This is a genomic window from Sanguibacter gelidistatuariae (genome assembly GCF_900096585.1).
Classification (GTDB): Bacteria; Actinomycetota; Actinomycetes; order Actinomycetales; family Cellulomonadaceae; genus Sanguibacter; species Sanguibacter gelidistatuariae.
The window spans coordinates 329,653-341,944 of record NZ_FMYH01000003.1; the positions used below are offsets into that span (position 1 = coordinate 329,653).

Annotated in this window: 15 protein-coding genes; 14 read left to right on the forward strand and 1 reads right to left on the reverse strand. The window is 70.0% G+C overall.

Going from position 1 to position 12,292, the window contains the following annotated elements; translation table 11 throughout:
- The first annotated feature begins 109 nt into the window (after window positions 1-109).
- The 13 genes from rpsP to BLQ50_RS19345 all read left to right on the forward strand — a co-directional run bounded on the left by rpsP (window position 110) and on the right by BLQ50_RS19345 (window position 10,309).
- On the forward strand, window positions 110-565 hold the full coding sequence (gene rpsP / locus BLQ50_RS09210) for a 30S ribosomal protein S16 (protein WP_093183051.1): 456 nt from the start codon (window positions 110-112) through the stop codon (window positions 563-565).
- Window positions 565-804, forward strand: coding sequence for an RNA-binding protein (locus BLQ50_RS09215; protein WP_093183052.1), 240 nt, complete (start codon window positions 565-567; stop codon window positions 802-804). The genes rpsP and BLQ50_RS09215 overlap by 1 nt, the downstream gene beginning before the upstream one ends.
- A gap of 141 nt (window positions 805-945) precedes the next feature.
- Window positions 946-1,533: a ribosome maturation factor RimM gene (rimM, locus tag BLQ50_RS09220; RefSeq protein WP_093183054.1), complete on the forward strand. Its 588-nt coding sequence runs from the start codon at window positions 946-948 to the stop codon at window positions 1,531-1,533.
- Window positions 1,534-2,310 carry a tRNA (guanosine(37)-N1)-methyltransferase TrmD gene (gene trmD / locus BLQ50_RS09225; protein WP_093183055.1) on the forward strand — a complete coding sequence of 259 codons (777 nt, stop codon included), beginning with the start codon at window positions 1,534-1,536 and terminating at the stop codon, window positions 2,308-2,310.
- 224 nt (window positions 2,311-2,534) lie between these two features.
- Complete coding sequence (rplS, locus tag BLQ50_RS09230; protein ID WP_093183057.1) at window positions 2,535-2,894, forward strand: 50S ribosomal protein L19; 360 nt, start codon at window positions 2,535-2,537, stop codon at window positions 2,892-2,894.
- 258 nt (window positions 2,895-3,152) lie between these two features.
- Complete coding sequence (gene lepB / locus BLQ50_RS09235; RefSeq protein ID WP_245701034.1) at window positions 3,153-3,830, forward strand: signal peptidase I; 678 nt, start codon at window positions 3,153-3,155, stop codon at window positions 3,828-3,830.
- A complete protein-coding gene (locus BLQ50_RS09240; protein ID WP_245701036.1) occupies window positions 3,827-4,567 on the forward strand; it encodes a ribonuclease HII in 741 nt (246 codons plus the stop codon). The genes lepB and BLQ50_RS09240 overlap by 4 nt, the downstream gene beginning before the upstream one ends.
- A 7-nt stretch (window positions 4,568-4,574) precedes the next feature.
- Entirely contained in the window at window positions 4,575-4,874 is a 300-nt protein-coding gene (locus BLQ50_RS09245) for a DUF2469 domain-containing protein (RefSeq protein ID WP_093183060.1), read from the forward strand.
- Window positions 4,875-5,017: 143 nt separating this feature from the next.
- A complete protein-coding gene (locus BLQ50_RS09250) occupies window positions 5,018-5,377 on the forward strand; it encodes a YraN family protein (RefSeq protein ID WP_093183062.1) in 360 nt (119 codons plus the stop codon).
- Window positions 5,377-6,912: a YifB family Mg chelatase-like AAA ATPase gene (locus BLQ50_RS09255; RefSeq protein WP_093183064.1), complete on the forward strand. Its 1,536-nt coding sequence runs from the start codon at window positions 5,377-5,379 to the stop codon at window positions 6,910-6,912. Before BLQ50_RS09250 ends, BLQ50_RS09255 begins: the two co-directional genes overlap by 1 nt.
- The gene (dprA, locus tag BLQ50_RS09260; protein ID WP_245701038.1) at window positions 6,909-8,171 is read left to right on the forward strand and encodes a DNA-processing protein DprA; all 1,263 of its coding nucleotides are present in this window, start codon (window positions 6,909-6,911) and stop codon (window positions 8,169-8,171) included. The genes BLQ50_RS09255 and dprA overlap by 4 nt, the downstream gene beginning before the upstream one ends.
- Before the next feature lie 159 nt (window positions 8,172-8,330).
- Window positions 8,331-9,263 (forward strand): tyrosine recombinase XerC, encoded by a 933-nt coding sequence (locus BLQ50_RS09265; RefSeq protein ID WP_093183067.1) that lies wholly within the window; start codon window positions 8,331-8,333, stop codon window positions 9,261-9,263.
- 17 nt (window positions 9,264-9,280) lie between these two features.
- The gene (locus tag BLQ50_RS19345; RefSeq protein WP_425424086.1) at window positions 9,281-10,309 is read left to right on the forward strand and encodes a FliA/WhiG family RNA polymerase sigma factor; all 1,029 of its coding nucleotides are present in this window, start codon (window positions 9,281-9,283) and stop codon (window positions 10,307-10,309) included.
- Here the strand turns inward: BLQ50_RS19345 and BLQ50_RS09275 are convergent.
- Window positions 10,246-10,878, reverse strand: coding sequence for a M23 family metallopeptidase (locus BLQ50_RS09275; RefSeq protein ID WP_093183068.1), 633 nt, complete (start codon window positions 10,876-10,878; stop codon window positions 10,246-10,248). The genes BLQ50_RS19345 and BLQ50_RS09275 overlap by 64 nt on opposite strands.
- A gap of 354 nt (window positions 10,879-11,232) precedes the next feature.
- On the opposite strand from BLQ50_RS09275, the gene rpsB reads away from it, so the two are divergent.
- Entirely contained in the window at window positions 11,233-12,210 is a 978-nt protein-coding gene (rpsB, locus tag BLQ50_RS09280) for a 30S ribosomal protein S2 (protein WP_093183070.1), read from the forward strand.
- Window positions 12,211-12,292: the final 82 nt, after the last annotated feature.

Sequence of the window (12,292 nt, forward strand, 5' to 3'; positions counted from 1 at the left end):
GCCCGGCCCCTCTCACCGTGCATGGCCGTGTCCCGAACCACTCGTCGCCCCGCACCCCGCCGGGACGATGCACGGTTCACCCTCATCAGAACCAGGAGAGACCACCACTGTGGCCACCAAGATTCGTCTGAAGCGTCTCGGCAAGATCCGCGCTCCGTACTACCGCATCGTCGTCGCTGACTCACGCACCAAGCGTGACGGCCGCTCGATCGAGGAGATCGGCAAGTACCACCCGACCGAAGAGCCGTCGTTCATCGAGATCGACTCCGAGCGCGCGCAGTACTGGCTCAGCGTCGGCGCACAGCCGACCGAGCAGGTCGCTGTGCTCCTCAAGATCACCGGTGACTGGCAGAAGTTCAAGGGCCTGCCGGGCGCCGAGGGCACCCTGCGCACCAAGGAAAGGCCGACTGCTGAGGCCGTTGCCGAGGCTGTCGCCGCTGCTGCGTCCGACGCCGAGAAGGCCAAGGCCAAGGCGTCCGAGGCGAAGGCTGCCGCTGCTGCGTCGGCTGCCGCTGACGCCGCGCCCGCCGCCGAGGCTGACGCTCCCGCGGAGGAGCAGGTCTGATGTTGGCTGACGCTCTCGAGCACCTGGTGCGCGGCATCGTGGACAACCCCGATGACGTGCAAGTGAACGCCAAGGCCTTGCGCCGGGGCGAGCTCCTCGAGGTCCGGGTTCATCCCGAGGACCTCGGCCGGGTGATCGGCCGAGGTGGTCGTACCGCGCGAGCGCTACGGACCGTCGTCGGCGCGCTGGCTGGGGACAACTCAGTTCGCGTAGACGTCGTTGACGTGGACCGTCGCTGAGGCCGAACGGCTGATGCGACACAAGCATGATCCGAGGCCCGGCCGCCGTGAGGCAGCCGGGCCTCGGTCTGTCTGCACGCCTGCCTGTCTTGCTCTACCTCACTGCACCGCCCGCTTGTACGGATCGCCCAAGGAGTCGTTATGGAACTGACCGTCGCCAAGATCGGTCGCGCACACGGCCTGCGCGGAGAGGTCGCGCTCGACCTGAGGACCGACGATCCCGAGGAGCGATTCGCCGTCGGGCAGGTGCTGCGTGCGGTCCCGGCCGAGGTCGGGCCGTTCACGGTCGTGGCCAACCGGATCCAGAACGGGCGCTGGCACGTGACCTTCGCCGAGCTCAACGACCGCACCGCGGCCGAGAACGCTCGCGGGATCGAGCTCGTCATCGACGCCGACGCCTCCGAGGAGGAGGACGCCTGGTACCCGCACGAGCTCAACGGCCTGCGCGCCGAGCTCACGGACGGGACGGTCGTCGGGACGATCATCGGCCTCGAGCACCTGCCCTCCGACGACATGCTCGTCCTGCGTGAGACCGACGGGACCCGGACTCTCGTGCCGTTCATCCGGCTCATGGTCCCGGTCGTCGACGTCCCCGGGGGCAGGGTTGTGCTCGACCCGCCCGGCGGCCTGCTGGCCCGGGACAAGGCCAACCTGGAGATCGCGCTCCCCGACGGCGTCGATGACGATGACGCCGACGAAGACGCCGGCGACGGTGACGGTGACCGCTAGATGCGCATCGACGTCATCTCCATCTTCCCGGACTACCTCGCACCGCTGAGCCTCTCCTTGGTCGGCAAGGCGGCCCAGTCCGGTCTGCTCGAGCTCGCCGTCCACGACCTGCGCAGCTGGACCACGGACCGCCACCGCACAGTCGACGACACGCCTTTTGGGGGAGGGGCCGGCATGGTCATGCGCCCGGACGTGTGGGGCGCGGCCCTGGATGACGTCCTGCAGCCCGGTGGCACGCTCATCGTCCCGACCCCCTCGGGGGAGACATTCACCCAGCGGGTCGCGGAGTCGCTCGTCATCGAGTCCCAGCTGGTCTTCGCGTGCGGGCGCTACGAGGGCATCGACGCGCGCGTGGCCGAGCGTCACCGCCAGGGGGGTGGGACCGTGCGGGAGATGTCGATCGGGGACTATGTCCTGAACGGCGGGGAGGTCGCCTCCCTGGTGATGATCGAGGCCGTCGCCCGGCTGCTGCCCGGGGTCATCGGCAACCCGGCCTCGCTCGTGGAGGAGTCGCACGGCGAGGCCGGGCTGCTCGAGTACCCCGTCTACACCAAGCCGCCGTCGTGGGCGGGGCTCGATGCCCCCGAGGTGCTGCTGAGCGGTCACCACGCGAAGATCGTGCGCTGGCGCAGGGACCGGGCGATCGAGCGGACCCTCGACCGCCGACCGGACATGATCGAGGCGCTCGACCCGACCACCCTCGACAAGGCCGACCTGGCGCTGCTCGCCGGGCACGGCTGGTTCCCGGGTTCCGACGGGGCCCTGCGCCGGTCTTGACGCTTGTCCCGGCCCCGGGATGTGGCAGAATGGCTCCTTGGTGTGTGCTGGACCGGACTCTGCCACAGGGGTGTCCACCTCAGCACGTGCACCTGCCTGACACGACGGACTCTCGAGCTCGCCGTTGTCACGGCCGGTGCGGATCCGACCTCATCTGCTGAATCGGCGGCGCTCTCGCGCGGCCCACAACACGTTCCTGACCTGTGGCAGGGCGGGGAGAACACATGAAAACGCTTGACAGCGTCGACGCAGCATCGCTGCGCAGCGACATCCCGGCCTTCCGTGCCGGCGACACCGTGAAGGTCAACGTCAAGGTCGTCGAGGGCACCCGCTCTCGCGTCCAGGCGTTCCAGGGCGTCGTCATCTCCCGCCACGGTGGCGGCGTGGGCGAGACGTTCAGCGTCCGCAAGATCAGCTTCGGTGTCGGTGTGGAGCGTAAGTTCCCCATCAACGTCCCCTCGATCGAGTCCATCGAGGTCATCAGCCGCGGTGACGTCCGTCGCGCGAAGCTGTACTACCTGCGCAAGCTCCGCGGCAAGAAGGCCAAGATCAAGGAAAAGCGCGACGCGTTCCCCTCGAAGTGACGTGGCGCCCGCGCACCGGTGACGGTTGCGCGGGCCCGCTGAGCTTCGCCGAGCGCGTCGGCTGACGCGCGGGGCAGGCCAAGCACGATCGACGACGGGCGGTCACCTTCTAGGTGACCGCCCGTCGTCGTCCCCGCGAAGGCGTGGCCGGGACGACGACGGGATGGGCCGGAGCGGCCGGGTGCGTTCGATGAATGGGTCGAGAGGTGGCACAGTATGCGGGTGACATCAGACGAACACGCAGCCGAGCATCGGGCGGTGCCGAAGCCGAAGAGAGGCTCCTTCCTCCGGGAGGTGCTCATCATCTTGGTCAGCGCGCTCGTGCTGTCCTGGATCATCAAGTCGTTCTTCGTCCAGGCGTTCTTCATCCCCAGCGGATCGATGGAGGACACCCTCGTCGAGGGAGACCGGATCCTCGTCTCCAAGATGGTGCCGGGCGTGTTTGACGTCCACCGCGGGGACGTCGTGGTGTTCAAGGATCCGGGGACCTGGCTGGCGGGCATGGCCACCCCCGACCGCACCCCGTTCCAGCAGGCGGTTACCAACGGTCTGACTTTCATCGGGCTGCTGCCCCAGGACGCGGGCGAGCACCTGGTCAAGAGGGTCATCGGCGTGGGCGGGGACCACGTCGTGTGCTGCGACGCCGAGGGCCGGATCAGCGTCAACGGCGAATCGATCGACGAGCCCTATCTCAAGCCCGGATCTGCGCCCTCTGTGATCGAGTTCGACCAGGTCGTCCCCGAAGACTTCCTCTGGGTGATGGGCGACAACCGTGCGCACTCGAGCGACTCCAGGTACAACGGCGGAAGCCCGGGCGGCGGGTTCGTCCCCCTCGACAACGTCGTGGGAACTGCCTTCGTGAAGGTCTGGCCGCTGAGCAGCGTCGGCTGGCTCCGCAACCCCGGCGAGACCTTCAAGGACGTCCCAGAGCCGTGACCAAGCGCGTCAAGATTCCCCCGGTCTTTGCCGACCTCGCCCACGAGAGCGAGCTGCTGAGCACGGGCGCCCAGCTGGTCGCGGGGATGGATGAGGTCGGTCGCGGAGCCCTCGCCGGTCCGGTGAGCGTCGGCGTCTGCGTGGTCGACGCCGGCACGGGCGTGTGCCCGGTCGGGCTGACCGACTCCAAGGTGCTCACCGCCCGAGCCCGGACCGAGTACCTCCCGCTGATCGACGACTGGGCACTGGCCTACGCGGTCGGGTCCGCGTCGTCGGCCGAGATCGACGCCCTCGGGATCATCCGTGCGCTGCGCCTCGCCGGCCAACGGGCCCTGACCGAGGTGGCCCTGGCGGTCGGGCCGGTCGACGTCGTCCTGCTGGACGGCTCGCACGACTGGCTGACCGAGCCGGAACCGGACCTGCTGAGCTTCCTCGAGGCCCCCGAGGTCCCGGCTCCCGAGGGCTACCGTGCCCCGACCGTCCACACCCGCGTCAAGGCCGACCTGAGCTGTGCCTCGGTCGCAGCGGCGAGCGTCGTCGCCAAGTGCGCGCGGGACGCCGAGATGACGTCGCTGGCTAAGATGCACCCCGAGTACGGCTGGGTCGCCAACAAGGGATACGGCTCGTCCATGCACATCGCCGCGCTCACCAAGGGCGGCCCCAGCCCGCTGCACCGGCTCAGCTGGAAGCTCCCCGGCGTGGTCGGTGCCGACCGGCAGGGCGTGGATGGTCCATGATGGTCCAGTGAGCGCTGAGGACCTAGAGAACTACGAGACCGACATGGAGCTCGCGCTGTACCGCGAGTACCGCGATGTGGTGCGGCTGTTCGCCTACGTGGTGGAGACCGAGCGACGGTTCTACCTCGCGAACAACGTCGACCTGCAGGTGCGGTCCGCGGCGGGCGAGGTGTACTTCGAGCTGAGCCTGAGCGACGCCTGGGTCTGGGACGTGTACCGCTCGAAGCGGTTCGTGAAGTCCGTGCGCGTCGTGACGTTCAAGGATGTGAACGTCGAGGAGCTCGTCCAGGCCGAGCTTGAGCTCTGACGACGCCTGAGCTCCGACGACCCAGGCACCGGAAGGTGAACAGCCCGCCCACAGGGCGGGTCAGCGCGGCGGCATCCACCGCGGCCGCTCCCCAGCGGTGACCTGACCCCGCGCCGACGCACAGTGGTCGTCGGAGGTGGGTCATGACGGACAGCAGAGCAGCGGTCGGACGCCGAGGGGAAGACATCGCGGCGACCTTCCTCGTCGACGCCGGGTACGTCCTGATCGAGCGGAACTGGCGGGGGACCCGAGGCGAGCTCGACATCGTCGCGTGGCACGGCGAGGAGATTGTCGTCGTCGAGGTCAAGACCCGCACAGGGCTGGGCTTCGGCCATCCCGCCGAGGCGATCACGGCCGACAAGCTCGCCCGCCTCAAGCGCCTGGCCGGGCAGTGGCTCACCGAGCACGCGCCCCGGGCCGCATCCATCCGTATCGATGTGCTGGCCGTGATCCTGGATCCGACCGGCGCGGCCCGCGTCGAGCACATCACGGGGATCAGCTGATGGCGCTCGGCCGCACGCTCGCGGTAGCCCTCCTCGGCCTGCGCGGGTACGTCATCGAGGTCGAGGCGCACCTGGCAGCTTCCGTGCCCGGCTTCTCCCTCGTGGGCCTGCCCGACGCCGCACTGGCCGAGTCCCGCGACAGGGTCCGGGCGGCGCTGTCCTCGGCCGGCCTCGTGCTACCGCAACGCAAGGTCACCGTCAACCTCTCGCCCGCCTCGCTCCCCAAGTCCGGATCCGGCTACGACCTGGCGATCGCCGTCGCCATGCTCGCCGGCGCCCGCCTGATCGACCCGGCCGCCCCCGCCGGGGTGGTCCACCTGGGCGAGCTCGGTCTCGACGGGCGGGTGCACTCCGTCCGGGGTGTGCTGCCTGCTGTCGTCGCTGGCCTGCGGCAAGGGGTGACGCGCTTCGTCGTGCCCGCCCAGGACGAGGCGGAGGCGCGACTGGTCCCGGGGGCGACGATCACCGCGGTGCACACCCTCGCCGAGATCGCCCACGCCTACGGAGCCTCGGTGCCGGTCCCGGCCGTCCCGGTCCGGTCTCACCGTCCGGGGCCCGTGCGGGAGCCGGACGAGTGCGCGGACCTGCGTGACGTCGTCGGGCAGCTGCACGCCCGGGTCGCCCTCGAGGTGGCCGCGGCGGGCGGGCACCATCTGCTCATGGTCGGACCTCCGGGGACCGGCAAGACGATGCTCGCGGCGAGGCTGCCGGGGCTGCTGCCGGACCTCACCGAGGCGGAGGCGGTCGAGGTGACGTCGGTCCACTCGATCGCGGGGACCTTCGACCCGAGCGACGGTCTCATGACCCGGCCTCCCTTCGAGGACCCGCACCACACCGCGACCCCGGCCGCCGTGGTCGGTGGCGGTTCGGGTGTGCCGCGACCGGGTGCGGCGAGCCGCGCGCACCGCGGCGTGCTGTTCATGGATGAGGCACCGGAGTTCTCCCCCCGGGTGCTGCAGACCCTGCGCCAGCCCCTCGAGCACGGGGAGCTGGTCATCCAACGGGCAGCCGGCAGTGCCCGGTACCCGGCACGCTTCCAGCTGGTGCTCGCGGCCAACCCGTGCCCGTGCGGCCTGGCGATCGGCAAGGGCCTCGCCTGCACATGCACACCGATGGCACGCCGACGCTATTTCGCGCGACTGTCGGGGCCGTTGTTGGACCGGGTGGACCTGCAGGTCGAGGTGCACCCGGTGACCCGCTTGGACATGGCCAGCGAGGCGACGGGGGAGGGGACGGCCGTCGTGGCCGCTCGCGTGGCGCTCGCCCGACGGGCGGCGCGCGAACGACTCACCGCGACGCCGTGGACGACGAATGGCGAGGTTCCCGGGACGTGGCTGCGCGCCCGGCTGGGCGGGGACCGGTCGTTGCTGGGGGACCTGGACCGGGCCATGGAGAGAGGCGCGCTGAGCCTGCGCGGGGCGGACCGGGTGCTGCGGGTGGCCTGGACGCTCGCGGACCTCGCCGGCCAGGGGAGCCCCGGGCCCGATCAGATCGGGCAGGCGCTCCTGCTGCGCACCCGGGGGCAGGGGCTGTGAGCGCGACAGGCGGCACAGCTCCGTCCGCTCCCGTCCCGGCCAGCCTCACACCGAGCGACCTCGAGGAGATTGCGCTGGCCCGGGCGGCATGGAGCAGGCTCGTGGAGCCCGGTGACGAGGTGGCCGGAGCGCTTGTCGCGGGGGTGGGCGCCGCGGCGGCGCTTCGTTGGCTCGCGGCGATGACGAGCGAGGCGAGCTCGATCGTGCACGGCGTCGGGAGGCTGTGCGCTCACCTCGGCGTGGACGACGCCGTCGCGCGCCGTCGCATCGAGCGCGCGGTCGCGCGATGGCAGCCGCGCCTGGAGGGCCTCGATCCACGCAGAGAGGTGTCCGTGCTGACCCGGCTCGGCGGTCGGCTGATCATCCCGGAGGGCGAGGAGTGGCCGCGGCGCTTCGCGGACCTGGGGCCGAGCGCCCCGATGTGCCTGTGGGTTCGCGGCGACGCCCCGGTCGGTCCCACGCTCGAGCGGGCGGTCGCCCTCGTCGGGGCGCGGGCGTGCACCGACTATGGGGAACGGGTTGCCGGAGAGTTCAGCATGGGCCTGGGTGACCGCGGCTTCACGACGGTCTCGGGCGGCGCCTACGGCATCGATGCGGCCGTGCATCGGGGGTCTCTCGCGGGTGACGGACCGACGGTGGCGTTCCTTGCCGGCGGCATCGATCGCCTCTACCCGGCGGGGAACGCCGACCTGCTGCGGGCGGTGGCCGACGGCGGGGGCCTTGTCCTGAGCGAGGTGCCCCCCGGCTCGGTGCCCAGCCGGGTGCGCTTCCTCAAGCGGAACCGGCTGATCGCGGCCGCGGGCGCCGCGACCGTCGTGGTGGAGGCGGCGTGGCGGTCCGGATCGCTGGCAACAGCAGCCCTCGCCCTCGACCTGCTCCGGCCGGTCGGAGCGGTTCCGGGACCGGTGACGTCGATGGCCTCGGCCGGGTGCCACCGGCTGCTCCGCGAGGGGCGTGCGGTGTGCGTCACCGACCTCGCGGAGGTGTGCGAGCTGGCCAGCCCGCTGGGGGAGGACGGCTCGGGCGCGCAGGATCGGGAGCAAGCCCGGGAGGCGTCTGACCACCGTCCGCACGACGGACTCGACGCCGTGACCGCCCTCGTCTACGAGGCGTTGCCGGTGCGCCGTGGGGCGGGTCTGGAGGCGATCGGGCGGGCGGCCGGGGTGAGCCCGGCCGAGGCGATGGCCGGCGTCGGCAGGCTTGAGCTGGCCGGGCTCGCCGCACGCGATGGCATCGGCTGGAAGCGGACGATATCCTGAAAACGTAGATCACGAGAAATGTGTGTGGGTGAAGTTTGTTTGGATGCCTGCTGATTCGCTATCAGTTTTCACTGTAAAATCCGGCAAACCGGTCTGGTTTTGACGATTGGGAGCGTGTCGCATCTTGAATCCTGAGCGAACACACGCCACCGTAATGGCATGCATTCGGTAGCAGATGCTTTGCAGCGCACGGACGCGCCCGCCCTCCTAGCCGACTTTGCGCTGCACCTGAGCGCCCAGCGCGGCCTGTCTGCGCATACCGTCCGCGCCTACACCTCGGACCTTGAACAGCTCTTCTCCTTCGCCCGGAGCCGAGGCATCGACTCCTACGCTCAGATGGACCTCTCCACGCTGCGCGGATGGCTCGCCGAGATGGCCACCCGCGAGCTCTCTCGCTCGACGGTGGCCCGCCGCGGCGCGGCCGCCCGCACCTTCTTCGAGTGGGCCACCCGCACGGACCGGATCGAGCAGGACCCGGCCGCGCGTCTGGCCAGCCCGCGCCTGCACAAGGTCCTGCCCACCGTGCTCGCGGTCAACAGCGCGGCGACGCTCATGGACGCGGCCCGCGACCTTGCCACCGAAGGTGGCCCGGTGGAACTGCGTACCTGGGCCTGTGTCGAGCTTCTCTACGCCACCGGGGCACGGGTGGGCGAGGTCGTCGACCTGGACATCCGTGACATCGACCTGGACCAGCGCTCCGTGCGGGTACTGGGCAAGGGTGACAAGGAACGGGTGGTCCCGTTCGGCGTCCCGGCCGCCCACGCGGTCCGTGAGTGGCTCGAGCGTGGACGCCCGACGCTTGTCAACAGCTCCAGCACCGATGCGCTCTTCATCGGCCAGCGAGGTCAGCGCTGGGGCCAGCGTCAGGTGCGCGACGCCGTGCACCGTCTCTCGGCCGTCGCTGGCGTCGACGACGTGGCCCCGCACGATCTGCGCCACTCAGCCGCGACCCACCTGCTGCAGGGGGGATCAGACCTGCGCACCGTGCAGGAGGTCCTCGGTCACGCGACCCTTGCCACCACCCAGCGATACACGCACGTCTCCGCCGAACGTCTGCGGTCGTCCTATCAGCTCGCGCACCCACGCGCATGAGAGAGTCCGAGAGCACCATGACAGTACTGAGCGCCACCGCCGCACGCGACGAGCAGAGCGCTGCGCTGACGACGACTCGTCCGGCGCGGTCGGGCCTGCTGCACGAACGGCTCGATCAGGCCGCGCTCAAGGCCGTCGACGGACTCCCGCCCGCAGGGGGCGTCGCCGTCGACTCCGGTCGCCAGGAGGTCGCGCAGCGAGACGCCATCCTCGAGGTGTGGGGGCAGTACAAGGCGACGAAGGTGTCGGCCCTGCGTGAGTGCCTGATCCTGCACTACGCACCGCTCGTGGCGATGGTCGCCTCGCGGGTCGGCATGAAGCTGCCGAGCTCGGTCGAGCATGCCGACCTGGTGTCCTACGGGATGTTCGGCCTCATCGATGCGATCGAGAAGTTCGAGATCGGCCGGGACGTGAAGTTCGAGACCTACGCGAACTCACGGATCCGCGGCGCGATCCTCGATGAGCTGCGGGCCGCCGACTGGATCCCCAGGTCGGTGCGGTCCAAGGCGAGGGCGGTCGACCGCGCTCACTCCGAGCTTGAGGGCAAGCTGCACCGCGTGCCGTCGAACGATGAGATCGCGGCGCACATGGAGATCCCGGTGGCGGATCTGCGGGCCATCCAGAGCCAGGTCTCCACGGTGAACCTTGTTGCGCTCGACGAGGTCCTGGGCGGCGGAGAACGCATGGACCAGGTGAGCTCGCTCGACTCCGTGCAGCGGTCCAAGATGCATGACCCGGCGGGGACCTTCGAGGCGAAGGAGACGAAGTTTCTGCTCTCCCGAGCGATGGACCAGCTCGGAGAGCGCGAGAAGATCATGCTGGTGCTCTACTACTACGAGGGGAATGACCTTGGCCGAGATCGGCCGGGTGCTCGGCGTCACCGAGTCGCGGATCTCGCAGATGCATACCGCCGCGATGATCCGGCTGCGGGCCAAGCTCACCCGGAGCGAGAGTCACTGAGACCGGTCGGCGCGCCCGCGACCTACCCCACCGGGAGCAGGATCACGGCCTCGACCGCTCCCAGCAGGATGAGCGGATCCACATAGTCCTCGCCCCGCCGCACGCCCCAGTGCAGGCACTGCGCCGGTGCGCAGTGCGTCGAGGGCTCGACGGCCAACGAGCCGATGCGCTCTCCCGCGCCGACCTGGGAACCGGTCGGTAGGTCGCTCGTCACGGGTTCGAGGGTGGACCGCAGGCCGTCAGCGTGGGTGATGACCACGAGCGGGCGGTCGACGACCACGCCCACGAAGGACACCGTGCCGGCCGCGGGTGCTACGACCGCGGTTCCGGCGCCCGCGGCCAGGTCGACCCCACGGTGGCCGGCGCCCCAGCGAGGCCCGGGGTCGACGAAGTCGCGGGTGAGCAGGCCCGAGTCGAGGAGCTCGGCCCGGGTGATCCGACCGAGCGGCGCGGGTGCCGGGATCGGCAGGATGTAGTCGGGACCGGAGGCCGCATCTGCCGGATCACCCCGAACCGCTTGATCGACGACCGACGGGCTCCCCGCGGAGGCGAGGGCCGGAGTCGGAGACAGCGCCAGGAGAAGAGCCAGCAGCACGGCCGACGGCCCCGCCGGTGAAGGTCGGGGGAAGCCTTTCGCGGGGTGGCCGGAGTACATGCTTCGATCGTGCCCGGACCTCTCGGTCGCCCGTGCGCGGGCCGGCGACGCCTGTGCGTAGCCCTGGACTTCCACAGGGGTGAAGTCGGGTAGACTGATAGATGCGATCGTCATGTTCGTGCTGCCCTGGGTAACCAGGTGCAGTCGGCCCAGCGATCGACTTCACGCACCAGTTGTCCGGTCTTGCCGGTCAGGTGCGACGGCAGAGGTCCGGGGAAACCCGGCGTCGTCGCCCTTGGTGCTAGGGACGTTCTCCGTCTCGGAGGCGTCATCAACCGATATGCGGCCCGTGAGGGCCGCCACACATGCGTGCGATGTAGGGACTAGGTCCGGATCGCATCGAAAGGAAGTGCCATGGCCGTTGTGACCATGCGCCAGCTCCTCGACAGTGGTGTCCACTTCGGACACCAGACCCGCCGCTGGAACCCGAAGATGAAGCGCTTCATCTTCACGGAGCGGAACGGCATCTACATCGTCGACCTCCAGCAGTCGCTGTCCTACATCGACACCGCTTACGAGTTCGTCAAGGAGACGGTCGCCCACGGCGGATCGATCCTCTTCGTCGGAACGAAGAAGCAGGCTCAGGAGCCCGTCGCCGAGCAGGCCGTCCGCGTCGGCATGCCCTACGTGAACCACCGCTGGCTGGGTGGGATGCTCACCAACTTCCAGACCGTCAACAAGCGTCTGCAGCGCCTCAAGGAGCTTGAGCAGATCGACTTCGCCGACGTCGCTGGAAGCTCCTTCACCAAGAAGGAGCTGCTCATCATGCGTCGCGAGCGCGACAAGCTCGCCAAGACCCTCGGTGGCATCCGCGACATGGCGAAGGTTCCCTCCGCCGTGTGGATCGTGGACACCAACAAGGAGCACCTGGCCGTCGACGAGGCGCGCAAGCTGCACATCCCGATCGTCGCGATCCTGGACACCAACTGCGACCCCGACGTCGTGGACTACAAGATCCCCGGCAACGACGACGCGATCCGCGCCGTCGCGCTGCTCACCCGTGTGATCGCTGACGCGGTCGCCGAGGGCCTCATCCAGCGTCACGCCGGCAAGTCCGGAGCCGACGCCGGCGCGGCCGCCGAGCCGCTCGCCGAGTGGGAGCGTGAGCTTCTCGAGGCTCCCGTCGCCGCCGTGGCCGACGTCGTCGTGACTGCCGAGGCTCCGGCCGAGGTCGTCGCGGAGGTGGCTGCCGCTGAGGCTGCCGTCGCCGTCGAGGCGCCCGCCGCTGAGGCAGCTGTCGAGGTCGTCGTCGAGGCTCCGGCCGTGGCCATCGTCGAGGCTCCTTCCGAGGCCGTCGCCGAGGCTCTTGCTGACGAGGCCGAAGCCAAGTAAGCAGATCGTCCCGGGTGGCCGTCCGAGTTGACTCGGGCGGCCACCCGATCTGTAGAACCCGCTATCTTCACGCAAAAGGACA

Excerpts from the sequence above, each read along its gene's own strand:
- BLQ50_RS09215 (WP_093183052.1), top strand. The coding sequence starts at position 565 with ATGTTGGCTGACGCTCTCGAGCACCTGGTGCGCGGCATCGTGGACAAC.
- rimM (WP_093183054.1), top strand. The coding sequence starts at position 946 with ATGGAACTGACCGTCGCCAAGATCGGTCGCGCACACGGCCTGCGCGGA.
- trmD (WP_093183055.1), top strand. The coding sequence starts at position 1,534 with ATGCGCATCGACGTCATCTCCATCTTCCCGGACTACCTCGCACCGCTG.
- rplS (WP_093183057.1), top strand. The coding sequence starts at position 2,535 with ATGAAAACGCTTGACAGCGTCGACGCAGCATCGCTGCGCAGCGACATC.
- BLQ50_RS09250 (WP_093183062.1), top strand. The coding sequence starts at position 5,018 with ATGACGGACAGCAGAGCAGCGGTCGGACGCCGAGGGGAAGACATCGCG.
- BLQ50_RS09255 (WP_093183064.1), top strand. The coding sequence starts at position 5,377 with ATGGCGCTCGGCCGCACGCTCGCGGTAGCCCTCCTCGGCCTGCGCGGG.
- BLQ50_RS09265 (WP_093183067.1), top strand. The coding sequence starts at position 8,331 with ATGCATTCGGTAGCAGATGCTTTGCAGCGCACGGACGCGCCCGCCCTC.
- BLQ50_RS19345 (WP_425424086.1), top strand. The coding sequence starts at position 9,281 with ATGACAGTACTGAGCGCCACCGCCGCACGCGACGAGCAGAGCGCTGCG.
- BLQ50_RS09275 (WP_093183068.1), bottom strand. The coding sequence starts at position 10,878 with ATGTACTCCGGCCACCCCGCGAAAGGCTTCCCCCGACCTTCACCGGCG.
- rpsB (WP_093183070.1), top strand. The coding sequence starts at position 11,233 with ATGGCCGTTGTGACCATGCGCCAGCTCCTCGACAGTGGTGTCCACTTC.